The following is a 25389-nucleotide window of genomic DNA, read 5'->3' as shown; positions in this document are numbered from 1 at the left end:
TGGGGACACACCTCCTCTTTGGGGTCATAATTTGGGGGACGGAGGTATGTCCCCAATAGAGTTTGGGGTCGGAGGTATGTCCCCAATAAAGTAGGGGCGGACGACCCTGTCCGCCCCTACAAAATACATGCAATGGTAAAATCACCATAAGAATATCATAAGCGAAGCAGCGGACAGAGTCGTCCGCCCCTACTATTTAGCCAGTGTGGCAGTCGACTTGGGTTTAACCAGCGGCCCCCCCAATGGTATAATGGTCCTTTCAAACACCGTATTGAGCACCACGCCGGTGGAAGTGTAAAGACCGAAAATGCCGGCAATCAAAAGGAAGTTTCCGGATACAGCATGCCATTCATGGCCGATAACTCCCAAGTCCATCAGAGCCACAACCGGCACGGCAATATCCAAAGCCAGAACTACCGCAAGAAGACTGAGCGGGGACTTAAAGTACCCCGGCGTCCAGGTTACCAGTGCAATGGCCAGTGCAAGCCAGGCCCATCCGTCGATACGGGCATCCAATGCCGGCCATTTGTATACTCCGGCTAAAAATTTAACAATAAGTTCTCCCCCTGTTGCAAACATAAAAAAGGCCGAGAAGAAGGTAAAAATATTGCCGCCTAAAACATTGCCATGGTTTAGCTCCATAACGCCGACAATAACTTGTACAATGAATCCACCAAGCAGCCAAACGCCTAGCAGGGGTATGCATGTGGCCTCAACTTTACCGGTATGAACCGCATAAAAAGTAAAACATGCCATTGCAAGGGCAACCAGCCCTGCGGGTCCTGGATTAGCAGCGTGTCCTTGAGACATTAAACAACCTCCTTGATTTTAAAGTTTAAATTTTCAGAATTGAGAGCCAATTAAACCTGCTACCACCTCCACCTTTGTAAAATATGCCCCTTTACTTCACAATAAATAATATGCAAAAACCATGCTCACATCCAATAAGCAAAATAGTCGTTAAAATTAATATTGTTAAAATTAAAATATTAGTACGAATGTTTACACAAGACTGAAAATTTTAAAAAATATACATTTATATAAAAAAAATAACCCCTTTTGAGGTTATTATAAATGTAAATAATCGTTTACAACTGTATATAAATATTTCCAGTTATACTGCTTTGTTATAATAGTTAATGTCTATGTCGGGGAAAATATTATTTTTGTTTTCCAACTCAGCTAACATTCCTGCGTCGATGTAATTAGATTTTATTTGGTCGTAAAGTGCCAAAAAGTTGTGTATATGCTGTTTGGTCCTGAGTATTGCGTATTCCACCATTGTACCCGTGTTCATAATGAAGGCCCAGTCGCTGCTCTGTGCCAGCAAAAGTTCCCTGGCCGCTTGCTTTAATGCCCTTTCTGTCAGTCCGCCGCTGTGATGGTGGTTGCTTGCAAGCTCAATCATGCGCCCGGCGGCTATATGGAGATGACGGTAAATCCAATCGTTTTCCCGGCATAGCCAAACTTCGTTATAACCTTTGTTGCCCCAGGTTGACGGGCAGGGCCGGGCAACCTGGTTGCAGGGATATTTTTTCAGGTAATCTCCAGGGGTGATGGTCTCAATCAGGTCAAAATCGTAATAGGCTTTACGCAGCACGCTTTTTAGCCACTCGGGACCTTCAAACCACCAGTGTCCAAACAATTCCGCATCGTAAGGTGCAACAATGATAGGTTCCCTGTCCATCAGTGAACATAAGTGTTTAATTTGGTGCTCGCGGTTAAATAAAAAGTTTCCCGCATGAATATCTGCTTTACGCAAGGCATTTTCTCTGTTATAAGGTTCTTTATGATTATCTTTACCGGTTATTCTAAAATATTTTAAACCAGTATTTACCCTGATTCCGTCAGGATGAATATGAGGCTGAATATAACCGTATTCAAGGTCATGCCCGATATCACGGTAGTATTCGCGATAATCAAAATCACCCGGATAACCTTCATTTGAGCTCCAAACCTGCTTGGAAGACTCCATATCGCGCCCGAACACCGCTACCCCGGTTGGACAATAGATGGGCGCATAGATACCGAATTTGGGCCTGTGTGAGGCAAACAGCACTCCATGCGTGTCAGTTAAAAAATATTTTATGCCGAACTCTTTTAATATACTGTCAACACCCTCGGAGTAGGCACATTCGGGCAGCCAGAAGCCAACCGGGGTTTCACCAAAATGTTTGTTATAAATGTCTACAGCAACACCTATTTGGGCCCGTATAGCTTCAGGATGAATCATTAACGGCAGAAAGCCATGGGTTGCCGCGCAGGTAATTACTTCAAGCCTGTTCAGGTGCTTCAATTTGGCCAAAGCGTTGATTAGGTTGAACTGGTATTTGTCAGTGTATATATGCTTTATCTTTAACAGCCTGTCCCGGTACATCAATGCTATCGGGTGAAATTCAGTACCGGAAGTGCGGGTTGTTTCTTTATGTGCCAGCTCTATCAGGTTGTCAATGTATTTCAGATACCTTTGCTGCAGCAGGCCATCCGTAAGCATGCTTACCAGTGTTGGTGATACGGAAAAAGTTAAACGAAACGGTATACCTTCGTCTACAAGTTCGTCAAATTTTTCTATTAAGGGTACATAGGTTTCCGTTATGGCTTCAAAAAGCCATCTCTCTTCCAAAAAATATTCGTATTCGGGGTGTCTTACAAAAGGTAAATGCGCATGTAGCACAAAACATAAAAAACCATTGGCCAAAATAACATTCTCCTTTATCATCAAATTCAATGCTTTTTATCAGGCATGCCGGGTGAGCTGATTCCCAGGGGAATAATTCCCAAACCCTGGCTTGTTTCTTCAGTTATCATGGGGGAACTGCCCATGCGCAAGTTGGTAATGGACCGGTATATTCCTTCAATCCACATCCACTCTTCGTCAAGCAAATTTGAAATGCTTAAACTGGGGGTCTTTACTATATTGGATCTTAATATGGTGATAAATCTTCCGTCCGGCATTACTCTACCCACATCGACACAAAAAGATGAATTGGGGCGGGCTACCTCGATATGCCAGCTATCAGTGTAGTCATTAATGGAAATATCTAAATAATCATTGGCATTATTACCATTAAAATACTCCACGCCCGTAACATCATAAACCCTGAGCACCGGGCGGGAAGAACTCCATGCTTCGGGTCCGAACTGCTCATTAAATTCCTCCTGTTTTGTGGCTGTTATTTCCCAGTAGGCATATATCCAGTTAGGGTCCCGAACCATCAGCACCAGCCTGTCTATGCCATAGTGCCATGGTATTTCCGGGATAGGTTGTTTTGAAACTTTTGGTGCCGAATCAGATTGTGAAACTGGGAAGGCTACTTCTTCAGCCAACTCTTCTTGAAAAACCGGCACCTGTGGCTTTTTCTGCACCGGTTTGCGTCTAATTTTGGCGGACCATAAAATAACGGTTAGGAGCAATAGAACCAAAACCACTCCCACTGCCAAGTTAAAAATGACGCCCAATTGTAAAAACCTCCTTTTAAATGGATTCAACAATGCTGTCAAAAAAATAAAAACCGGCGGGAAGATTAATGATGATAAGCATTCCGCGGCATAGTGGTTTTTGATTTAAAGCCTTTTTTATTATTGCCATAACCTTTTTTGTTTATAATTTTTTTGTTTTGCTTATATGAAACAATTTATTAAATTTGTCTATTTATGTGTGCAGGTATAAAATTTTAAATATAGAACTAGAGGAATTGAGCGTTTGAGCAATTGAAAGGGAACGGGGGTATTTATTGATGTTTACAAACCCTGGCGACGACCAAATCAGACAAATATTAATGCAAAGCAAAACTATTGCGATAGTTGGGCTGTCAGATAAACCTCATCGCGACAGTTATATGGTTGCCCAATATATGATTGACAACGGTTATAAAATTATACCTGTCAACCCCAGAGCGAAAGAAGTGCTTAATCAAAAGGCATACACCAGCTTACTTGAAGTACCTGGTAAAATTGATATTGTGAACGTTTTTAGACGAAGTGATCTGGTATTGCCGGTTGTGGAGGAAGCTTTAACTAAAAAGCCCGGGACGATTTGGCTGCAGTTGGGCATTGAGAACGAGGAGTGCGCAAAGTTGGCAGCATTGCAAGGGATTGCTATGATTATGGATAAGTGTATTAAAGTAGAACATCAGAGACTGATAAAGAATGGTCAATAAACAGGAAATTTTAAAAATCCTCGCCCGTGAGCTGCCGGATATTGGTCCGACATTAAACTTTAATAGCACTTTTGAATTGCTGCTGGCGGTTATTTTGTCCGCGCAGTGCACGGACAAGCAGGTTAATAAAACGACTGCCAACCTGTTTGCCAAGTATCGAACACCCCGGGACTTTGCCAACCTTACCCCGGAACAGCTGGGAAAAGAGATAAAGGGCTGCGGCCTTTACCGTAATAAAAGCTTGCATATAATAAAAACATCCCGCATACTGGTTGAAAAGTACGGGGGAAAAGTTCCGGATAATCTTATTGAGTTGCAGTCACTGCCTGGAGTTGGGCGAAAAACCGCTAATGTGGTATTAAATATTGCATACAATAAGCCAACCTTTCCTGTAGATACTCACGTTTACCGGGTTTCAAGAAGGCTGGGCTTGTCCGGCGGCAACACTGCGCTTCAAGTGGAAAATGACTTGATTGAATTAATACCTGAGAAGGAAAGAGGTAACTGGCACCACCGTTTGATTCAGTTTGGCCGTACCATATGTACTTCCAGGGTACCGAAATGCGATCATTGTCCAGTTAAAAAATTTTGTAAATATCAACAAGGCAAAAAGGCTGACAGGGAGATATGAGCATGCATTTAGTACTGGTGGAACCGGAAATACCGGCAAATACTGGTAACGTTGCCAGAACTTGCGCGGTTACGGGCGCTGAACTGCACCTGGTAAAACCCCTTGGGTTTTCCGTTGACGACAAACATTTAAAAAGGGCCGGGCTTGATTACTGGCATCTGTTAACCATCCATTATCATGATAGCTTACAGGAAATTTTTGAGGCATACCCGGAATACAGTTTCCATTTTGCAACCACCCGGGGAAATAAACTATACACAGAGGTGGCATACGGGCCAAACGATTTCCTTGTTTTCGGGAAGGAAACAGCAGGCTTGCCCGATCAGATCATTAATAACCATCAAGATAGCTGTATACGCATTCCCATGCTCAACAACGCCAGGTCTTTAAACCTTTCCAACTCGGTGGCAATTGTACTTTTTGAAGCGTTGAGGCAAAACAATTTTTGCGGTCTTAGGTAAACTGGATATGGAGGAATAAATATGGACCTAACGATTAAAGAACTTAAAACTTCATTGGAAAACGAAGGCTATATTTGCGATGATGAGCTGGTTATTACTGTCTTCTTGGCTTTAAAACTGGGCAAACCATTGCTGGTAGAAGGTGCCCCGGGGGTTGGAAAAACAGAAATTGCCAAGGTTTTGGCAAAAATATTTAATACAGATTTGATTCGCTTGCAGTGCTATGAAGGATTAGATGAAAATAAGGCCCTTTATGAGTGGAATTATCAAAGGCAATTAATAAAAATACAACTGTCTCGGGATACAGAGCCCGGTAGTATAGAGGAAAGGGGACACACTTCCTTAGCAGAAATGTCCCCAATCATAGAACGCAATCTTTTCAGTGAAGATTATTTGCTGGAAAGGCCTTTGTTGCAGGCAATCAGATCTGAAAAGCAAGTTGTTTTGCTTATTGATGAAGTTGATAAGGTAGAAGCAGAATTTGAAGCATTTTTATTTGAAGTCCTTTCTGATTTCCAGGTTTCCATTCCGGAATTGGGTACCGTAAAGGCTAGGCATATTCCAATCGTTGTACTTACCAGCAATGGCGAAAGGGAACTTTCGGACGGTCTGAAAAGGCGCTGTGTATACCTTTACATTGATTTTCCGTCCATAGAGAAAGAGTCGCGCATTCTGCAGGTTAAAGTGCCTGAGGCAGGGCTGGAGATAACAAAACAAATAGCCAATATTGCCAATTATATCAGGAACAATCTTAATTTGCGAAAAAAGCCCTCTATTGCCGAAACTATTGATTGGGCCAAGGCACTGTCCGCTCTTGATGAAACAGAAGTTACGGTTGACAATATTAAAAATACCCTGAATATATTTTTGAAAAATAAAGATGATCAACAGATCTTTGTCAGTGAAATGAATATCAATGATTTGGTCAAAAAAGCTGCCGGTGAGATTAAACCTGCTAAATCAGCCAATCTTCATGGTTGTTCCTGCCGTTTTCATGACCATCAACACAAATAAAGAACAGCTTATTAAATGATTTTTAGCAGGAAATTGTGTTTTTTTTGTTGAATATTTTTAATATTCTCCACTTGCCGGTGAAAGGGGAGTGAGCAATGTCCCTTAAGAGCAATCTGGTAAAAGAAATTCCACCCATGGGAGATCAAAATTCAATTTTTGACTGTATAGCCAACCTGGTAATAGCTATTGACCATCATGGCTGCATCACAATTTTTAATCATACCTGTGAAAGACTGTTTGGCATAGCAGCGGAGCAGGCGCTGGGCAAACCGGTATCCAAGGTGATCCCTTATACCGGCCTGGTAAAAGTACTGAAAACCGGCAAGTCACATATAGGCCGCAAATTTGTCCTGGGAAATTCTCTTTTTATAGTTAACAGAACCCCGATAATCAAGGATAAAAGAATTGTAGGGGCCATAGGTGTTGCACAGGAGATCACAGAACTGCATCAACTGGCATCGGAGCTGGACAAAGTAAAAAAAGAAAAAAATATTTTAGAAGCAATATTTGATAATACTCAAGAAGGTTATATTTCTATCAGCAGTGATGGCTACGTTAACTTTACCAACAGGGCCATGGCCGATTTGCTTAAAAAAAACCCTGCTGAAATGATAAACCGGCATATCACTGAAATTTTACCGGAAACAAAAGTGCATTTCTTGCAGATTGACGGGCAGTCACAGCATAACGAAATCATTAAATTTGATCATAACAATGTACTGGTCAGCTGTTATCCGGTTTTAAACAATGGCAAAATTGAAGGTACTGTAGGAAGAGTTATTTATCATGATTTGCAAAGCCTGGCATCAATTGCAATTAAGGACAAGCAAGCTAAACCAGTAAAGCATGATGAGCAAGCACGGTATTCTTTGGACGACATTATAGGAGCCAGTCAAGTCATCAATAAACAAAAAGAAATAGTGCGTAAAGTAGCTCGTGGGCCCTCAACAGTATTAATTACCGGGGAAAGCGGCACAGGCAAGGAGCTTTTTGCCCATGCCGTGCACACGCTGTCGCCAAGGGCCGGGGGGCCATTTATTAAGGTTAACTGCGCCGCAATTCCTGAAAACCTCCTGGAGTCGGAGTTATTCGGCTACAGGGAGGGAGCTTTTACGGGGTCGAGGAAAGGCGGGCAGGCAGGAAAATTCGAACTGGCCCACCGGGGCACAATTTTCCTTGATGAAATAGGTGATATGCCGCTTTCGATGCAGGCAAAGGTACTCAGGGTGCTTCAGGATAAAGAAATAGAAAGATTGGGTGACGCCAAGACCCAGAAAGTGGATGTCAGAATCATTGCTGCAACCAATCGCAAGCTTGAAGATTTGATTGCGGAAGGAAAGTTCCGCCGTGATTTATATTACCGGCTAAATGTGGTAAATATTCAGATCCCGCCTTTGCGCGAAAGGCTTGAAGACATCCCCGGCTTGGTAAACCATTTCATAAATAAGTTTAACCGTGATTTTTCTTTAAAAATTAACAGAGTAAGCCAGAAAGTACTGGATTTGTTTGAACGGTACAGTTGGCCTGGTAATGTGCGTGAATTGGAAAATATTATTGAAAGGGCTTTTAACCTGGTTGAAAATGATGAAATTGAGCTGAGCCACATGCCGTCCTACCTTGTTGACCAGGCTGATCATACTGTTAAAAAGCCTAAAGTAAGCAGTGCCAACAAAACCCTGCCCACTTTGCTGGAAACCGTGGAAAGAGATGCATTAATTGAAGCGTTGGAAAGTACAGGCGGCAACAAACTGCAATCAGCCAAGCTTTTGGGTATTTCCCGGGCCTGGTTGTATAAAAAAATTAAACAGTACCAAATAGAGATGTAAAATATATTGTTTTTGACTGCTATTTTAAGGTAAAATCCCCTTAGCAAGGGGATTTTTTAATGCACTTTTTTAAAATTATTCTGGTCATATATATGACCAGAGCTAAGGAAAAAAGTACTGAAAAGCGCGTAATAAGGGAACTGATTTAATCGCGTTTTTCATGTAAAGGACGGTGGACATCAGCCCGTGGAAACCACTGAAACTTTATTTGAGCTGCCTGGTTATACAATAAACTTAACAGTGGTTAAAAATGTGGAAGCATTAATAACGGACCCCGCAGATGAAGACAAGGTTCCATGTTGGGCTGAAATTTGGCCTGCGGCCCGCGGCTTGTCCCGGTGGATTTGGGACAACCTTCACTTCGGGGACGAGGAATTGCTGGAACTGGGAACAGGGCTTGGATTGCCCGGTATAGTCTGTGGTCTTAGGGGCGCAAAGGTTACTTTTTCGGATTTCAATCCCCTGGCGTTGGAACTGGCCAGCATAAATGCCGCGCGAAACGGGCTGAAAGATTTTCAGACATTCTTGGGTGACTGGCGCAATTTTAAAATAGACAGGCAATTTGGCTGGGTTATGGGTTCGGATATTTTTTATGACCCCAAATTAAATGTGCATCTTCTAAGCGTAATCAGGCAGGTTATTTCTAAAGGCGGCAACCTTTTAATGGCTCATCCGGGCAGACCGGCGACCTTTGATTTTATAAAGGAACTTTGCGCTTCTGCCCAAACAGATCAACGCGATTTTATGATCCCAATTATTATTGACGACCCATATTTCCCCTACTATGAAATTCATGTGCACCACATTAAATTTTTATAGTTGTTGGAGGTTTTTTGGTTGTTTGCTCACTTACATGTGCACACAGAGTACAGCCTGCTGGACGGCGCAGCCAGAATCAAGCAGCTTGTTGAAACGGCAACCCAATTAGGCATGCAATCACTGGCCATAACAGACCACGGGGTAATGTACGGCGTAGTGGACTTTTATAAAGCCTGCCATAAAAAAGGCATTAAGCCTGTAATCGGCTGTGAAGTATACGTTGCGCCACGTACCAGGCATGACCGCACTCCCAAAATAGACGACAACTTATATCACCTGGTGTTGCTGGCTGAAAACGAAACAGGTTATAGAAATCTGCTGAAAGTTGTCTCAATAGGCTTTACCGAAGGTTTTTACTATAAGCCCAGGGTAGATAAAGAACTGCTGGCAGCCCACAGTGACGGGCTAATTGCTTTAAGCGGCTGCATTGCCGGTGAAATCGCATCCCAGGTTATTAAAGGCGATTACGGGCAGGCCGGCCGAAGCGCGTCTGATTACCTGGATATTTTTGGCCGGGACAATTTCTACCTGGAACTGCAGGAGCATGGCTTTGAGGATCAAAAGAAGGCCAATCGCGGCTTGTTGGAATTGCATAAAAAAACCGGCATACCCCTGGTTGCTACTAATGATGTACATTATGTATTGCGTGAACACAGTGAAATGCAAGATGTTTTGTTGTGCATTCAGACCGGAAAAACCGTGGATGACCCCGGGCGAATGAAATTTCAATCGCAGGAACTATATCTTAAAAGCGAGCAGGAAATGGCCTTGTTGTTTGGAGAATTGCGCGAGGCCATGGATAATACCAATAGAATTGCGGAACGCTGCCACGTGGAATTGGAATTTGGCAACCTTCACCTGCCGGTATACACGGTTCCCGATGGACATACGGTCGACAGCTACCTGCGTGAGTTGTGCCTGCAGGGGGTCAGTTGGCGTTTTGGTGAAATGAATGAAACTATACAGCAGCGGCTGGAATACGAACTTAAAGTTATTAAACAAATGGGGTATTCGGCCTACTTTTTAATCGTTTGGGACTTTATTCATTTCGCCAGGGAAGCCGGGATACCGGTAGGGCCCGGGCGCGGTTCTGCGGCCGGCAGCCTGGTGGCTTATGTATTGGGCATAACTAACATTGACCCGTTAAAGTACAACCTGCTGTTTGAAAGATTTCTTAATCCGGAAAGGGTTTCTATGCCTGATATTGATATAGATTTCTGTTTTGAAAGGCGCACCGAGGTTATTGACTATGTAGCCAGGAAATATGGCAGCGACAGGGTAGCTCAAATTGCCACCTTTGGAACAATGGCTGCCAAAGCCGCCATAAGGGATGTCGGCCGGGCGCTGGGGATGCCCTATGGCGACGTAGACCGGATAGCCAAAATGGTGCCGAACGAATTAAAAATAACCATTGAGAAAGCGCTGCAGGAATCTACAGATTTGACCACTCTTTACCGGGAAGACAGCCAGGTAAAAAAGCTTATCGACATGGCCGCCCTTGTGGAGGGCATGCCCAGGCACGCCTCCACTCATGCAGCCGGGGTGGTGATTACACGCCAGCCCCTGACTCATTACGTGCCTTTATACAAGGCTGCAGAAGGCCCGCTGACCACTCAGTTCGCCAAGGACCAGGTGGAGGAACTGGGCTTGTTAAAAATGGACTTATTGGGATTACGCACCCTTACGGTAATAGCGGATGCCGTTAATATGATTCACTCTAACCGGGGGATCAAAATAAACATTGATGAAATACCGCTGGATGATCCGAAAACGTTTGAGCTTTTATGCAACGGTGACGGGGTCGGGGTGTTTCAGCTGGAAAGCAGCGGCATGAGAGCTATCTTACGTGATTTAAGGCCGGAAGTATTTGAGGATATTGTCGCCCTGGTTGCCCTGTATCGCCCCGGGCCCCTGGGCAGCGGGATGGTTGAAGATTTTATCAAAAACAAGCACGGTGAAAAAAAGGTGGCTTATCTTCATCCCAAGCTCGAGCCAATTCTCCGGGACACCTACGGAGTAATTCTTTACCAGGAGCAGGTAATGCGCATTGCCAGCGACCTTTCCGGTTTTACACTGGGTGAGGCCGATTTATTGCGGCGGGCTATGGGCAAGAAAAAGCCTGAGATTATTGCGGGGCAGCGGACCAAATTTATTGAGGGCGCTGTTAAAAACAATGTTGACGCGGAAATAGCCGGGCAGGTATTTGACTTAATGGAATACTTTGCCGGCTATGGATTTAACAAAAGCCATAGCGCCGCCTATGCTATGGTTTCGTACCAAACTGCTTTTTTAAAGGCCAATTACCCGGTTGAATACATGGCCGCGCTTTTAACATCGGTTAAAGACAATACGGACAAGGTGGCTGTGTTTATTGAAGAATGCCGCAGAATGAATATTGACGTACTCCCTCCGGATGTTAACGTCAGCGGTGAAAATTTCACTGTGGACGGCGATAAAATACGTTTTGGCCTGGCTGCCATAAAAAATGTTGGTTTAAATGCAGTTAAATGGATCATCGAAGAAAGAAAAAAATCCGGTCAACCTTATAAGTCCTTTGCGGACTTTTGCCAGAGAATGAACACAAGAATGGTTAACCGCAGGGTTATGGAAAATCTGGTTAAAAGCGGAGCACTTGATTCACTGGGGCATTATCGCTCACAGATGCTGGCTGCCATAGATGCGGGGCTTAGTTTGGCCCAGGCTTCGCATAAAGACCGGGAAACCGGGCAGCTATCCCTACTTGATTTCTGGGGTGAGGAAATAAAAGATACCTTGGTTGTCGAAATGCCCGAGATAAGAGAATTCTCTCAGGGCGAATTGCTGAACATGGAAAAGGAGGCTTTGGGCCTTTACGTCAGCGGGCATCCACTTTCGGAATATCGTGAATCAATTAACCGGCAGTCCACTCACCAGGTGGCCGGGCTGGCAGATTTGGAGGAGCGCGCTGAAGTGACGGTGGGTGGGATGCTTGGTACCATTAAAAAAATTACCACCAAAAAAGGAGATAACATGGCCTTTGCAGTGCTGGAAGATTTGACCGGCTCGGTTGAGCTGGTTATTTTTCCACGCGTTTACCAGCAGCATATATCATTACTGAAAGCTGACAACCCGGTTTTAGTCAAGGGAAACGTTAATCAAAACGGTGATGAAGTAAAAATAATTGTTAATTCACTGGAGATATTAAATAAGAAGAATATTGGAGAATTATATATAAAAATTGAACAGGCTTCACCTAAACTGGTATCCGAAATACAAGCAATCCTTTGTTCTTTTCCAGGCGACTGCCCGGTTTATATCTATTTTCCAAGCGATAAAAAACTGGCCCGGGCAGATCGCAGGTTTTGGGTCAACCTTGACACGGCGGTGGCTGATGAGCTTGTTGAACTGCTTGGAGCAAACAGCATTAAAGTTAAAAATCCCATGTCGGAGCAGGGACAGGTTGCGGGCTTAATTAGTTGACTTTTACTTGAGAATTAATGGATAATAAGGAAAGGAGAAAACAAGGAAAGGGGACACACTTCTGCGAGGAATGTCCCCAACTAATAGGTAATTTGAAGGCAATTTTTAAAACGAGGTGAAACAATTGACTGCATTACCTGAAATAACAGGTGATTATGTTGTGATTAAAGCGCTTGAAAACGGGGTTACGATAATAGGTCTAACCCGTGGCCGAGATACCAAATTCCACCATTCCGAAAAGCTGGACAAGGGCGAGATAATGATTGCACAATTTACCGAGCACACTTCCGCCATAAAAATTCGCGGGCGCGCTGAGCTGCTAACCAAGCATGGTAAAATAAAGACCGTTGAAGATTAAGATCCAGAGTTTGCTCTGGATTTTTTTCAGATTGCGGGCACCCGGTAAAAATAAATTGCATATTTAATACGGGAAAGTAAAAAGTATTATTGTCATTCAAAAACCCGTTGATATGGTTGAATGTGACAGGGGGTGCAGTAATGTGCAAAGAATTGCTGTGTTAACCAGCGGCGGCGACTCACCGGGCATGAACGCGGCCATCCGGGCCGTGGTTAGAAAGGCGATATTTCACGGCCTTGAAGTAATTGGAATTCAAAGGGGCTACAGCGGGTTTATTGATGCTGATATGGGACCGATGAATCTTAGTTCTGTGGCTGATATAATTCACCGGGGTGGAACGATATTGCGCACTGCCAGGTCGGAAGAGTTTAAAACTCACCGCGGCAGAGCCAAGGCCCATGAAAATGTGCTGCGCTTCGGTATCCAGGGATTGGTAGTCATCGGCGGCGACGGTTCATTCAGGGGAGCTAATGTTTTTCATGAAGAATACGGTCTTCCGGTGATAGGGGTGCCCGGCACAATCGACAATGACATTGCGGGAACGGATTATTCCATTGGCTTTGACACCGCAGTCAACACTGTGGTGGAAGCGATCAATAAAATTCGTGACACTGCGACCTCGCATGAAAGGACTTTTATCCTGGAGGTAATGGGGCGGGAAAGCGGGCATATAGCTCTTGCGTCGGGTTTGGCCGGAGGCGCGGAGTCCATACTTATTCCTGAGCTGGATAATAACATCAATGAAGTTTGCGAAAAGCTGTACCGCGGCTACCAAAGAGGCAAATTGCACAGCATCATCATTGTCGCTGAAGGCGCAGCCAGCGGGTTGGAGATAGGAAAGATGCTGCATGAAATGACCGGTTTGGAAACTAAGGTTACTATTTTGGGGCACCTGCAGCGGGGAGGAACGCCTACGGCTTTCGATCGTATTCTAGCCAGCAGAATGGGAGCAAAGGCAGTAGAGCTGTTAATGTCTGGTAATACGAATCACATGGTGGGAATAGTTGATGGTAAGATTGTTTCCGAATCGCTTGCTTCAACTTTCAGGTGCAAAAACGCAGTTGATCTTGAACTATATAAATTGGCGGGCATATTGTCCATTTAACCACCGCCAAAGGAGGTAGCTAAATTTGCGCCGCACAAAAATAGTTTGTACTATTGGCCCGGCCAGTGAATCCGTTGAAATGTTGGAAAAAATGATGCTGGCGGGCATGAATGTTGCCAGGCTGAACTTTTCTCACGGCACCCACGAAGAGCATGCCAAGCGCATAAAGGCGATTCGTGAGGCTGCCGGCAATGTTGGGAAAAATATAGCAATCATGTTAGATACTAAAGGCCCGGAAATACGGCTTGGCATGCTGGAAAAAGAACCGGTGGAATTAAAAGCCGGCGCCGATGTCTGCTTAACCACCGAAGACGTAAAAGGAACCGAACAGCTATTACCGGTCTCATACAAGGGACTGCCCGGTGATGTCAAGGCCGGTGATAGAATACTCATTTCAGACGGGCTGATTGCGCTGCGTGTGAAGGCTGTGGACGGGCCTAATATTTTTTGTAAAATAGAGAACGGGGGCGAAATCACCAGCCAAAAGGGTGTTAATGTCCCCGGTGTGAAGGTAAGCCTGCCATCCCTAACCGAAAATGACAAAAAAGATATCATCTTTGGCATTGAGAATAATCTTGATTTTGTTGCCGCGTCCTTTATTCGTAAAGCTTCCGATGTATTGGCCATTAGAAGAATTATTGAGGATAATAACGGCCACATGGACATCATTTCTAAAATTGAAAGCAGGGAAGCGGTTGTTAACCTGGCTGAAATCATCAAGGTTTCAGACGGTATAATGGTGGCCCGGGGCGATTTGGGCGTGGAAATTCCCCCGGAGGAAGTGCCCCTGATTCAAAAAACTATCATTGAAAAATGCAATCAAACCGGAAAACCTGTAATAACAGCAACTCAGATGCTGGAGTCGATGATTCAGAACCCGCGCCCAACCAGGGCCGAGGCCAGTGACGTGGCCAACGCTATACTGGACGGAACGGACGCTATTATGCTTTCAGGAGAAACTGCTGCGGGTAAATATCCCATCGAAGCCGTTGAAACCATGGCAAGAATAGCCGCCCAGGCGGAATCGGCCATTAAATTTGAGGAACTGTTGAAAAATAAACGCCGGGCGCTCTCCAAAACGGTAACAGACGCCATCAGTCATGCCACAGTTACAACGGCCATGGATCTTGGTGCAGCCGCTATTATTTCATCCACTGAAGCGGGTTATACCGCCAGAATGGTAAGCAAGTACAGGCCCAGGGCGCCGGTTATAGCGGCAACCCCGCATGCCAAGGTTTTGCGTAAACTGGCTCTTGTTTGGGGAGTACAGCCCCTGCTGGTTGGACGGACCGAGGATACAGATAGCATGATTAATGCTGCAGTGGAGGTTTCACTTGCTGCCGGTTTGATCAAGGCCGGCGACCTTACGGTAATAACCGCAGGTGTACCGGTTGGAGTGCATGGAACCACAAACCTGATCAAGGTTCATACTGTTGGAGATATCATAGCCAGGGGAACAGGTATTGGAAATAAAGCTGTCACCGGCAGTGTTTGTGTCGCAGGAAGTTGGCGTGAAGCAGTAGAAAAATTACGTGAAGGGCAAATACTGGTTACTTATGATACTGATCGTGATTTTATTCCCGCTATTGAAAAAGCATCGGCAATCATTACCGAGGTTGGCGGTCTTACTTCACATGCCGCCATTGTGGGCCTTGAATTTGGAATACCGGTTATAGTTGGCTTGGAAGGAGCGACGTCGATTATTCCTGATGGAGAAATTGTAACCGTTGACGGTCAAAGGGGCCTTGTCTACAAAGGTACCGCCAGGGTTTTATAAAATAATTAATGAAAATTTGGCCTCTCTCCTGGATAAGATATTATGTGGAGGGAGGCATTCATTCTGGAATATGTTATGGAATTTTTTCGCAATTATGGATTGGCCGGGCTGTTAGGGGGATTGGTAATTGAAGCCCTGGGTTTTCCTTTTCCGGGCGGCGTCATGGTTATGTTCTCCGGGTTCTTAGTAAATCAAAACGAAATGAACTTTTATCAAGTATTTTTAGTGTCAGTAATCGGGTTTAATATCGGGGCTGTGGCTGCTTATTTTATCGGCTGGCGCATGGGAGAATCCATCTTTAACAACAAAAGATTCAAGAGCGTTACCAAAGATCAAATTAAACGGGCACGCAGTTGGATTGAACAATCTGCGCCTTTATTTATTATTGCCGGCAGATTTGTTCCAATGGTAAGCAACCTAACACCCTATATGGCCGGCGCAAGCGGTTTAAAGCTGGCTCATTTTTTATTTTACAATTTTATTTTCACTGTGATCTGGGTTTCCGCCAATATTTCAATTGGTATGTTGTTTGGTCAAAAATGGCCAGAAATAGCCTCATACCTGCATAACCGTTTACCTCTGGCTATTATGGCTTTAATCATCGTATATTTTGCTATAAAGTTCTTGATAAAGCAGATCTGCCAGGCTAGGAGTGAAAGAGTTTGAAGACCGTTATCAGCCAAAATAAAAAAATAACTGCTGCTTTTATCGGTGACAGCATCACTTATGGTTATCCTTATGGCCCTGAATACTCTTGGGTTGGCTTACTTCAAAAAAACATGCACTGCAATCTTGAGGCTATCAACCTTGGCATCAACGGAGATTCGCTAATGGATATGCACAGGAGGTTTATTAGAGATGTCTTACGTCATAAACCAACATTTGTTCATATACTTGGCGGTTCTAACGATGCCTGGCTCAACAATGACCCGGTCCATTCCCAAAAAGCAGTTGATGAAATGGTTGGCCAATGCCGGGATGCAGGCATAAAGCCTGTAATCGGGCTAACGACACCATTATGCCACAATCCTTCAGGCGGCAGTTCTTTCATACCTTTTGGCGCTGAAGAAATGATGCTATGGCTTGATCAATTTAGAGAATGGTTGAAGTATTATACATCTTCCAAATCAATACCGCTAATTGATTATTATACTGCGTTGTGTCTTCCGGGTACGGGGCGGGGAAACCCGGTTTATTTTTATGACGAGTGCCATCTTAATCACCGGGGTAACAAAGTTATGGCACAATTAACCGGAAGAAAACTAAAAGAAATAATAAATTCGATTAATTAAAAAATTTTAAAATTTTCTATTTATTAAAATGAATATTTTTTTAAAAAACTAGAAGGAGTTTTTAAACAAAAGTCGAAATTACTTTTAATTTCAGAATATATATATATTTAAAAATTTTAAAAACAAAGGGGTGACCAACTAAAAGGCGGATTACTGTTTTTACTGTATGCATTGTAAAAATTTAAAGGGGGGGGTTAACCTATGTTAAATAACAAGGTTTGTTATGATGTACTAACTCCGGTAAACTTTATCAAGAGAAGTGCCATGGTCTATAAAAATAAAACTGCTGTAATATATAATGACCAGCGGTACACATATGATGAGTTTTATAATAGAGTCAAGCGTCTGGCCAACGCATTGAAAAACATAGGCATCGGCAAGGGTGACAAGGTGGCTTTCATCTGCCCCAATACCCCGCCAATGCTGGAAGCACATTATGCCGTGCCCATGATTGGGGCCGCCCTTGTCAGCATCAACATTCGTTTAATGGAAAAGGAAGTTACTTATATCATCAATCACTCTGATGCCAAAGCTCTGTTTGTAGACAACGAATTCGCCGCCCTGGTCAACCCCGGCGCGTTAAGCAATGTAACTACTTATGTTAATATTTGTGATATTAGCGATGAAAAGCCCTTTGACGGGATGGATTACGAAGCATTTTTAGCCACCGGTTCGACCGATTATGTAGAAACTGAAGTGGATGACGAATATCAAGTTGCAACGATCAATTATACCAGTGGAACCACGGGGCTGCCCAAGGGCGTCATGTATCACCACCGCGGGGCTTACCTGAACGCAATCGGTGAGGCTTTGGAAATCGGGATGAATTCACGGTCGGTTTATCTTTGGACTTTACCCATGTTCCACTGCAACGGCTGGTGTTTTACCTGGGGTGTTACCGCCGTAGGCGGCACCCATATTTGCCTGCGCAAGGTTGTTCCGGAGGAAATCTACCGTCTGATAGAAGTTGAAGGGGTATCTCACCTTTGTGCCGCACCTACCGTCTTGATTTCCATGTCTACTTATCCTAAAGCCAAAGATGTAAAAATGAAACGCGAATTAAGCATAATGACTGCAGGTGCCCCACCGGCACCAACGATAATCAAAAACATGGAAGCCATCGGAGCAACAGTAACCCAGACTTACGGGTTAACAGAAGTTTTTGGGCCGCATAGCATTTGCGAATGGCAGGAGGAATGGGACAGCCTGCCTGCGGATGAGCGGGCTAAAATCAAGGCTCGCCAGGGTGTTCCCTATATTACCGCCATGTATATGGATGTGGTGGACCCTGCCACAATGGAGTCAGTTCCCTGGGATGGAGAAACCATTGGAGAAATTGTGATGCGCGGCAATAATGTTATGATGGGGTATTATAAACAGCCGGAAGCAACAGCTGAAGCGTTTCGGGGCGGTTGGTTCCACAGCGGTGACCTGGCTGTGATGCACCCCAACGGATACGCTGAAATTAAGGACCGCATGAAGGATATCATTATAAGCGGTGGTGAAAACATTTCAACAGTCGAGGTTGAAAACGTTATTTACACCCACCCTGATGTTCAAGAAGTAGCCGTGGTGGCCATACCTGACCCCAAATGGGGGGAAGTTCCAAAAGCCTTTATCGTACCAAGGCCTGGCAGCAATCTAACACCGGAAGATATCATTAATTATTGCAGGGAGAATATGGCCCGGTTCAAAGTTCCCAAAGCGATAGAGTTTGGTGAATTGCCAAAAACCTCAACAGGTAAAATTATGAAATATAAACTGCGTGAGAAAGAGTGGGCCGGCCGCAACCGCAAAGTAAACTAAAATCCGGGGGTTCCCACCACATTGGCGCCCTTCATGAGCTTGTCGAATAAAATGGTAAGGCCATATGCTCTATGCTGCATAGAGTTATGGCCTTTTTCACTCAAATGTTGGACATAGAACCGCTGACATATTAATCTCGTCTCTAACCGGGAGCAGCAACCCTGCCCTTTTGTTTTCCTCTACTTTTCTCTACTATGGGAGGCCATCTGAACAAGCGGCTTAATTGGGAATAGATCCACTTCGACTCTTTAGTCAACAGGGGTCCTAATACGGCCATAAGTATTACATATAATGCGGCAAAGGATTGTAAGACGGGCAGCAAAGCCCCTGCTTTCGCTAGGCCGGCCAAAACAATGGAGAACTCTCCTCGTGAGGTGATTGTCAACCCGATATTTACGGAAGCCCGGTGTGAATACCCGGATATACGCCCGGAAATCAGGCCGGAAACAAAATTGCCAAAAACCGTTAGCAATACAGCTATTACCACTGGCCATACTGCACCTGACAGTGCCAACGGGTCTATACTTAAACCAAAGCTAAAGAAAAACAGGGCGCCGAAAAAATCCCTAAAAGGTACAACTAAATGTTCTATCCTTTCGATGTGTTCCGTTTCGGCCAAAATAAGCCCAACCAGTAATGCCCCTATGGCCTCGGCAACGTGTATTGATTTTGAGAACCCTGCCACCAAAATTAAAACAGCAAATAAAGCCAGCATAAACACTTCATCTGACGGAATATTAAGAAGGCGGTTTAATAAGGATATTAACCTGCGGCCCAACAACAAAACTCCTACCATGAACCCTAAAGCCACCAATGCAGACTTCAAAATTATTACCGGCGACGGCGACCCGGTTAAAACGAGCCCGGAAACAATAGCCAAATATATGGCAACAAAAACATCCTGAAACATCATTAAGCCCAAAATCATTTCTGTTTCAGGTCTGACAGCCCGTTTCAGTTCTACCAGAACCTTGGCTACAATAGCACTGGATGATATTGTCATTATCCCTGCAACCACCAGTACTTCCTTAATTGGCCAACCCAGGAGAAAAGGATATAAAACTCCTATTGTAAAATTGATTGCCATATATATTAACCCGGTCTTTAAGATGGCACGGCTTGCTTTTAACAGTCGCCCGACCGAAAATTCCAGACCAAGGTAAAACATAAGGTAAAGTACACCTAGTTGTCCCATAAAGTCTATTAAGGGAGCACTTTTGATAAACCTTAGATCAACTATCCCCAATTGCGGCATGTGCGGTCCCACGGCCAACCCAGCCAGTATTAACAATGGGACGATGGAAAACCGCAAGCGGGAAGCCAGAATCCCGGCAGCGGCTATCATGCCGATGGCAATGCCAATTTCCAAGAGAATATTTTGCTCCATTTAATCACATACTCCCATCGTTGATCAGTCGCTTGCACGCCTTAACCTGTCCTCTTTCACCCAAAACCACAAGAGTAGCCCCTTTATAGATCATCTGCTCGGGCCCGGGGTTTATAACTTTCGCCTGGTCTTTCAAGATGACGGCAATTACCGCTGCCCCGGTTTTTTTCCTGATATGAAGATCACCTATTGTTTTCCCAATGCCTTTAGCTTCAGGCTCAACCTTGAACCACTCTATAACCATTTCATCAAAAGCCACATCCACCGATTCCAGAGCTTTGGGCATATAAACCATGCCTCCCAGGATAGCCCCCACACGACGGGCCTCGGAATCATCAAGAGTAATCATGGAAATGCTTTCATCCGGGTCATTATAGTCAAAGTGGTGCATCTCTCGTTTCCCGTCATCATGAACTACAATTACTAGTTTATCCCCACTCCGTGTATCAATTTGAAACTTTCTTCCTATACCCGGCAGGTCTGTTTCCCGTATGGTACTCATAAATCTCCACCCCTTTATTTAATATCTTTCTTTGAACTTAAAAAAGACATTAAGTATATGACATATCTTTTAATTACATAACGCCTGTTCCCACTTTTAAAATTATTATGACAATGGTGCCGCCGGCCCGGATGCTGTTTTACTTTTTGACGGTCCCGCATCATTTTGAAGAAAAAGATTGCTGACATAAGATGTATCCTCCCTAGAAATAAAAATGCATGGTCCTGAAGACCATACCCACCCCGGTAATAGTCGTAAGCCTTGGTGCCTGGCAGTCATTGCATTTGCTTTAGACCCATGGCTCTAGCGTCCCCGGCTTTCGCACAGGTTTGCCCAACTCGGTAAACACATTTTATTTTTTATATTTTAACATGTATTCCAATTGTGTCTCAAATTGTCTTTAAGAAAAGATTTTTTTAATTATAGTATACAACTGAAATATCGGCACCATTATATGTTAATTTTAGATGTGCGAGCGGTAAAAAACCTTGATGCTTTGAACCGCCTTTAAGAGGAGGGCAACGCCAATGAGTGAACTTGAACAATTAAATGAGCATCTTCAGCCAATTAATGAATGGCTGATTTGTTTGGAGAAGGGCCAGCACAAACTGCAGAAAGACATTAACACTTTTAAGAAGGACGTTAAAGCCGTGCGGGACGATATAATCAGGTCGGATAACCGTTTAACTAAACAAGAAAGGATAACTGCCAATAAATAGTCCAGCCATGTATTGTCGTCAAACCCTGGTTGTCGTCAAAATAAAATAAAAAATTCAAGGGTCCCGATTGCCGGAACCCTTGAATTTAATGGTCGGAGCGACACGACTTGAACGTGCGGCCTCTACCACCCCAAGGTAGCGCTCTAGCCAAACTGAGCTACGCCCCGATGTCGTCTTTTTGAGCAGTCAATGCGGCTGCATTAATTATTATATATTTGAACCGGGTGAAAAGTCAAGGATTTTATGTTTGTTTGTTGTATGTAGATTGTGGTTAGAATTTTTTCATGTACAGGCACTGAAAATCTTTTCGAAGCATATCATATAGAATCCGATTAAAAGAGGGGGAATTTATATTGCCCGGTTTTTGGACTCTGGCTGTTGCGTCCTTAATTAACGGTATTATGCTGCTGCTGTCGTATGTGGCGCAAAACAGTTTTCCCAAGCCATTGACCGAGGAAGAGGAACAGGAATACCTGGAAAGGTTGGCGAAGGGTGATGATAATGCAAGAGAGGTCTTAATTGAAAGAAATTTACGACTTGTTGCTCACATTATTAAAAAGTTCGACGGCAGCGGTGACGATTTTGATGACCTAATATCAATCGGCACCATCGGCTTAATCAAAGCTGTTAATACCTTTAACGGCAACAAATCATCGCGCCTGGCCACCTATGCCTCAAAATGTATTGAAAACGAGATATTAATGTATATGCGGTCAAAGAAAAAAATGCGCTCGGAAATGTCCCTGTATGAGCCTATAGGCACCGATAAGGAAGGTAATGAAATCCATTTTATGGATGTTTTGAGCACGGATGCAGAAACCGTCGCAGAAAAGGTTGCCCGTATTCTTGACCAGGAACAGCTGTGGCGGAAATTAAAGAACTTAACCCCGCAGGAAAGAAAGGTTCTGGTGCTTAGATTCGGCTTGCGTGGTAAAAAGCGTAGAACCCAGAAGGAGATAGCTAAAAAGTTGGGTATATCTCGTTCCTATGTCAGCAGGATAGAAAAAAAAGCTATTGACCGGTTATCTGAACAGTTCATAGCGGAGGCATAGATTCCCCAAATATAATTTTGTACAAAGATACTTATTTGCCATATTGACATTAGTGTATAGTAATTGATAAACTAGTAAGGTGCAACAACTTAAAAATTTATAAACTGCTCTTATCCGGAGAGGTGGAGGGACTGGCCCAATGAAACCCGGCAACCAGCTTTGTCGTTGGTGCAAAGTATGGTGCTAATTCCTGCAGGAGTTAAATGCTTCTGACAGATAAGAGGTAATGAATGCATCATAACCTCTTCTGTAACAGAAGAGGTTTAATTTTGCCGGTAGGAGCACAATAATTTGGAGGTGTCAAAATGGCAGTTGAAAAAACTTACCAGGAAATCAATGCCAGAATTAAAGCAGGCAAGGCTGTAGTTGTTACAGCGGAAGAACTTGTGTCAATGGTTAAGGAAAAAGGCGTGGAACGTGCCGCTTCTGAAGTCGACGTTGTAACAACAGGAACGTTCGGCCCAATGTGTTCTTCAGGGGCATTTTTGAGTTTCGGGCATGCCAAGCCAAGAATCAAAATGCACAAAGTCTGGCTGAACAATGTACCGGCCTATACCGGCATTGCAGCTGTTGATGCATATATCGGAGCCACAGAGGTGCGGGAAGACGATCCGCTTAACAGCGATCACCCCGGTGAATTTCGTTACGGCGGCGGACACGTCATTCAGGACCTTGTAGCCAGAAAAAAAGTTATGCTGAAGGCTACGGGTTACGGCACTGACTGTTACCCGCGCAAAGAAATTGAAACTGAAATTACTATTGATGATATCAACGAAGCTATACTGTTCAACCCGCGCAACGCTTATCAAAATTACAACTGCGCGATAAACCTGAGTGCCAAAACTATCTATACCTACCTTGGAGTGCTTAAGCCCCATATGGGTAACGCTCACTTTTCTACATCAGGGCAACTTAGCCCTCTGTTAAAAGATCCTATGTTCAGAACCATCGGTATAGGGACTCGTATCTTTCTTGGAGGGGGCATCGGTTACGTAGCGTGGAACGGCACTCAGCACTTCCCCGGCCGTAACACCGGCGAAGACGGAACTGATTATGGCTTTGCCGGAGGAACACTTTCCGTAATTGGGGATTTAAAACAAATGAGCCCACGCTGGTTGGTGGGAACAAGTATGATCGGTTATGGCGCAACTATGACCGTTGGCCTGGGTATACCCATACCTATCTTAAATGAAGAGATTTGCCGCTACGCAGCTGTAGGCGACGATGAGTTATATGCGCCGATTGTTGACTATAGTGAAGATTATCCGAATTTTAAATCCTCCAGTCTTGGTTTTATAAGCTACGCTCAACTAAAAAGCGGTAAAATTAATATTAACGGCAAGGAAGTGCCTACGGCACCGGTTTCCAGTTACCCACGGGCCCGTGAAATCGCGGCTACACTGAAGACGTGGATTAAAAAAGGCGATTTTCTGTTAAGCGAGCCGGTGCAGTTATTAGCTAATGCCGACTCGGGCATAGTTGCAAATTCGTTAAAAGGTTAATTCGTATAAAAGGAGAGTGGACATATGGCCCCCCAGAAAGTGGTCTTGCGTTTTGACGCAAAAATATCCGACCAACCGGTTATCTACAAGTTGGTAAAAGATTATGATTTGGTTATTAATATATTGAAGGCTAATGTAAATCCTCAAAAAGAGGGTACAATGGTGCTGGACATTAACGGAGAAAAAGCCGAACAGGGCATTGATTATCTGCGCAGTCTGGGTGTCCAGGTTAAGTCGCTGACCGAACAAATCATTCAGAATGAACAAAAATGCGTCAGCTGCGGCGCCTGCACCGATATTTGTCCATCGGGAGCCCTGTACATTGAAAGGCCGGATATGATCGTGCGGTTTGACAGTGACCGCTGTGTCGTTTGCCACCTTTGTGTTAAAGCTTGCCCCATGCGGGCCATGGAGGTATGTTTCTAATTTGACGGATTATGTTAACAGGACCTACAGGTTACTTCATAATCAAAAGGATCTGTCCTTTTTTAGGGTTGTCGTCAAGGAAACAGATTTGGATATTGGCGTGCCGGGTAGATTTGTAACTCCTGCCCTTATTGAAGGAGTTAGAAAAGAGGTTTTAACAATTAGATCCCAAATTGAGGGCTACATCAGCGAAAATGAACTCTTTTTAACTACATTAGAACCGTTTCTTGTAAGTAAGGAAGCGCCGGAATTAGTGCGCATCATGGCCGAGGCCGGCAATGCCGCCGGTATCGGACCGATGTCCGCAGTGGCCGGCGCCATAGCCCATCATATAGGTTCGTATCTTGCCAGAAGGTCATCTGAGGTAATTGTGGAAAACGGAGGCGATATTTACCTGCGCTCCGGCAGGCTGCGAAAGGTTGGGATTTTTGCCGGCCCATCTCCTTTTACCAACAAGCTGGCCATTGAGATCGAGCCCCACCAGACTCCGCTGGGCATCTGTACCTCATCAGGAACCGTTGGACATTCTCTCAGCTTCGGCTGTGCCGACGCCGTGGTTATCCTGGCCCCTTCAACGGCGCTGGCGGATGCGGTGGCAACGGCTACCGGCAATATAGTGCAAAGTGAAGCTGACCTACAGGCGGCGGTTGACTTTGCCATGGGAATTAAATCGGTTACCGGGGCAATGGTAATCAAAAATGACAAACTGGCGGCTGCCGGTAACATCCGGCTGGCTCCTGTTTAGACAAGCGCTATGGATTATGGCGCAATCTGTCCTGAAAATTAACAAACAACAACCATGAAAAGAGACAATAACATACTAAACCAGACTTGATCAATTCTACAAAAAGCAAATCCGGTCAACAGAAGGACTATATGCCCAATTAAAAACGTTAGGCTATTAATTCAACGGTGACCTTATATCCCAAGGATTCCAGTTTCTTAATGGACTGTTTTATAACAGTTTCGCGTTTGCGTTCTTCATAAAAAGTTGGACCAAGCTCAATATAAGGTTGCTTACGTTTAATAATGTGGTAGACGATGGTTAAAATGCTGTGAGCAACTGCTACAGCAGCGCGGTTCGCTCCACGTC

Annotated in this window: 23 protein-coding genes, 1 tRNA gene, 1 pseudogene and 2 riboswitches; of the genes and pseudogenes, 18 read left to right on the top strand and 7 right to left on the bottom strand. The window is 44.3% G+C overall.

Annotated features, from left to right (window positions below; all coding sequences use genetic code 11):
• Window positions 1–192: 192 nt before the first annotated feature.
• The 3 genes from H569_RS0100140 to H569_RS0100130 all read right to left on the bottom strand — a co-directional run bounded on the left by H569_RS0100140 (window position 193) and on the right by H569_RS0100130 (window position 3459).
• The gene (locus H569_RS0100140; RefSeq protein WP_027363272.1) at window positions 193–810 is read right to left on the bottom strand and encodes an acetate uptake transporter family protein; all 618 of its coding nucleotides are present in this window, start codon (window positions 808–810) and stop codon (window positions 193–195) included.
• Between the two features lie 304 nt (window positions 811–1114).
• Entirely contained in the window at window positions 1115–2698 is a 1584-nt protein-coding gene (locus H569_RS0100135) for a glycoside hydrolase family 57 protein (protein WP_027363271.1), read from the bottom strand.
• A gap of 26 nt (window positions 2699–2724) precedes the next feature.
• Window positions 2725–3459: a DUF4912 domain-containing protein gene (locus H569_RS0100130; RefSeq protein ID WP_027363270.1), complete on the bottom strand. Its 735-nt coding sequence runs from the start codon at window positions 3457–3459 to the stop codon at window positions 2725–2727.
• A 278-nt stretch (window positions 3460–3737) separates the two neighbouring features.
• Here H569_RS0100130 and H569_RS0100120 point away from each other — a divergent pair, with 278 nt between their 5' ends.
• The 13 genes from H569_RS0100120 (at window position 3738) to H569_RS0100055 (ending at window position 18708) form a co-directional block, all read left to right on the top strand.
• Window positions 3738–4160, top strand: a complete 423-nt coding sequence (locus H569_RS0100120; protein WP_027363269.1) for a CoA-binding protein — start codon at window positions 3738–3740, stop codon at window positions 4158–4160.
• Window positions 4150–4791 (top strand): endonuclease III, encoded by a 642-nt coding sequence (nth, locus tag H569_RS0100115; protein ID WP_027363268.1) that lies wholly within the window; start codon window positions 4150–4152, stop codon window positions 4789–4791. The genes H569_RS0100120 and nth overlap by 11 nt, the downstream gene beginning before the upstream one ends.
• Window positions 4792–4793: 2 nt before the next feature.
• A complete protein-coding gene (gene trmL / locus H569_RS0100110) occupies window positions 4794–5252 on the top strand; it encodes a tRNA (uridine(34)/cytosine(34)/5-carboxymethylaminomethyluridine(34)-2'-O)-methyltransferase TrmL (RefSeq protein WP_027363267.1) in 459 nt (152 codons plus the stop codon).
• A gap of 21 nt (window positions 5253–5273) precedes the next feature.
• Window positions 5274–6266 carry an AAA family ATPase gene (locus H569_RS0100105; RefSeq protein WP_027363266.1) on the top strand — a complete coding sequence of 331 codons (993 nt, stop codon included), beginning with the start codon at window positions 5274–5276 and terminating at the stop codon, window positions 6264–6266.
• A gap of 95 nt (window positions 6267–6361) precedes the next feature.
• On the top strand, window positions 6362–8092 hold the full coding sequence (locus H569_RS0100100; RefSeq protein WP_027363265.1) for a sigma-54-dependent Fis family transcriptional regulator: 1731 nt from the start codon (window positions 6362–6364) through the stop codon (window positions 8090–8092).
• 186 nt (window positions 8093–8278) lie between these two features.
• Window positions 8279–8911 carry a class I SAM-dependent methyltransferase gene (locus tag H569_RS0100090; RefSeq protein ID WP_027363264.1) on the top strand — a complete coding sequence of 211 codons (633 nt, stop codon included), beginning with the start codon at window positions 8279–8281 and terminating at the stop codon, window positions 8909–8911.
• An 18-nt stretch (window positions 8912–8929) separates the two neighbouring features.
• Window positions 8930–12370, top strand: a complete 3441-nt coding sequence (locus tag H569_RS0100085; RefSeq protein ID WP_027363263.1) for a DNA polymerase III subunit alpha — start codon at window positions 8930–8932, stop codon at window positions 12368–12370.
• Between the two features lie 124 nt (window positions 12371–12494).
• Window positions 12495–12728, top strand: coding sequence for a trp RNA-binding attenuation protein MtrB (mtrB, locus tag H569_RS0100080; RefSeq protein WP_027363262.1), 234 nt, complete (start codon window positions 12495–12497; stop codon window positions 12726–12728).
• A gap of 142 nt (window positions 12729–12870) precedes the next feature.
• Entirely contained in the window at window positions 12871–13833 is a 963-nt protein-coding gene (pfkA, locus tag H569_RS0100075) for a 6-phosphofructokinase (RefSeq protein ID WP_027363261.1), read from the top strand.
• 25 nt (window positions 13834–13858) lie between these two features.
• A complete protein-coding gene (gene pyk / locus H569_RS0100070; protein WP_027363260.1) occupies window positions 13859–15610 on the top strand; it encodes a pyruvate kinase in 1752 nt (583 codons plus the stop codon).
• 75 nt (window positions 15611–15685) lie between these two features.
• Entirely contained in the window at window positions 15686–16276 is a 591-nt protein-coding gene (locus H569_RS0100065) for a DedA family protein (RefSeq protein WP_238492431.1), read from the top strand.
• The gene (locus tag H569_RS18795) at window positions 16273–16902 is read left to right on the top strand and encodes a GDSL-type esterase/lipase family protein (protein ID WP_051273078.1); all 630 of its coding nucleotides are present in this window, start codon (window positions 16273–16275) and stop codon (window positions 16900–16902) included. The genes H569_RS0100065 and H569_RS18795 overlap by 4 nt, the downstream gene beginning before the upstream one ends.
• Before the next feature lie 201 nt (window positions 16903–17103).
• On the top strand, window positions 17104–18708 hold the full coding sequence (locus H569_RS0100055) for an acyl--CoA ligase family protein (protein WP_027363258.1): 1605 nt from the start codon (window positions 17104–17106) through the stop codon (window positions 18706–18708).
• Between the two features lie 142 nt (window positions 18709–18850).
• Here the strand turns inward: H569_RS0100055 and H569_RS0100050 are convergent, their stop codons facing one another.
• Window positions 18851–20095: a cation:proton antiporter gene (locus H569_RS0100050; protein WP_027363257.1), complete on the bottom strand. Its 1245-nt coding sequence runs from the start codon at window positions 20093–20095 to the stop codon at window positions 18851–18853.
• A 4-nt stretch (window positions 20096–20099) separates the two neighbouring features.
• On the bottom strand, window positions 20100–20597 hold the full coding sequence (locus H569_RS0100045) for a cation:proton antiporter regulatory subunit (protein WP_027363256.1): 498 nt from the start codon (window positions 20595–20597) through the stop codon (window positions 20100–20102).
• A 260-nt stretch (window positions 20598–20857) separates the two neighbouring features.
• Window positions 20858–20941: riboswitch (cyclic di-GMP riboswitch) on the bottom strand.
• Window positions 20942–21124: 183 nt separating this feature from the next.
• Between H569_RS0100045 and H569_RS0100035 the strand changes: the two genes are divergently transcribed.
• The gene (locus H569_RS0100035) at window positions 21125–21316 is read left to right on the top strand and encodes a hypothetical protein (RefSeq protein ID WP_027363255.1); all 192 of its coding nucleotides are present in this window, start codon (window positions 21125–21127) and stop codon (window positions 21314–21316) included.
• A gap of 89 nt (window positions 21317–21405) precedes the next feature.
• Here H569_RS0100035 and H569_RS0100030 read toward each other — a convergent pair.
• Window positions 21406–21483 (bottom strand) — tRNA-Pro (locus tag H569_RS0100030).
• 183 nt (window positions 21484–21666) lie between these two features.
• Between H569_RS0100030 and sigK the strand changes: the two genes are divergently transcribed.
• From sigK to H569_RS0100010, 4 genes are all read left to right on the top strand, one after another.
• Complete coding sequence (sigK, locus tag H569_RS0100025) at window positions 21667–22368, top strand: RNA polymerase sporulation sigma factor SigK (RefSeq protein WP_027363254.1); 702 nt, start codon at window positions 21667–21669, stop codon at window positions 22366–22368.
• Between the two features lie 107 nt (window positions 22369–22475).
• Window positions 22476–22591: riboswitch (SAM riboswitch) on the top strand.
• 82 nt (window positions 22592–22673) lie between these two features.
• Entirely contained in the window at window positions 22674–23870 is a 1197-nt protein-coding gene (locus H569_RS0100020; RefSeq protein ID WP_027363253.1) for a homocysteine biosynthesis protein, read from the top strand.
• A gap of 24 nt (window positions 23871–23894) precedes the next feature.
• Window positions 23895–24296 (top strand): NIL domain-containing protein, encoded by a 402-nt coding sequence (locus H569_RS0100015; RefSeq protein ID WP_027363252.1) that lies wholly within the window; start codon window positions 23895–23897, stop codon window positions 24294–24296.
• Between the two features lies 1 nt (window position 24297).
• Window positions 24298–25041, top strand: a complete 744-nt coding sequence (locus tag H569_RS0100010) for a UPF0280 family protein (protein ID WP_027363251.1) — start codon at window positions 24298–24300, stop codon at window positions 25039–25041.
• 148 nt (window positions 25042–25189) lie between these two features.
• On the opposite strand, the pseudogene H569_RS18790 reads toward H569_RS0100010, so the two are convergent.
• Window positions 25190–25389, bottom strand: a pseudogene (locus H569_RS18790) (IS110 family transposase); the annotation flags it as partial.

Origin of the sequence: Desulfotruncus alcoholivorax DSM 16058 (assembly GCF_000430885.1) — a bacterium.
In the GTDB taxonomy this organism is placed as follows: domain Bacteria; phylum Bacillota; class Desulfotomaculia; order Desulfotomaculales; family Desulfallaceae; genus Desulfotruncus; species Desulfotruncus alcoholivorax.
This window is presented reverse-complemented; position numbering and strand designations above follow the sequence as displayed.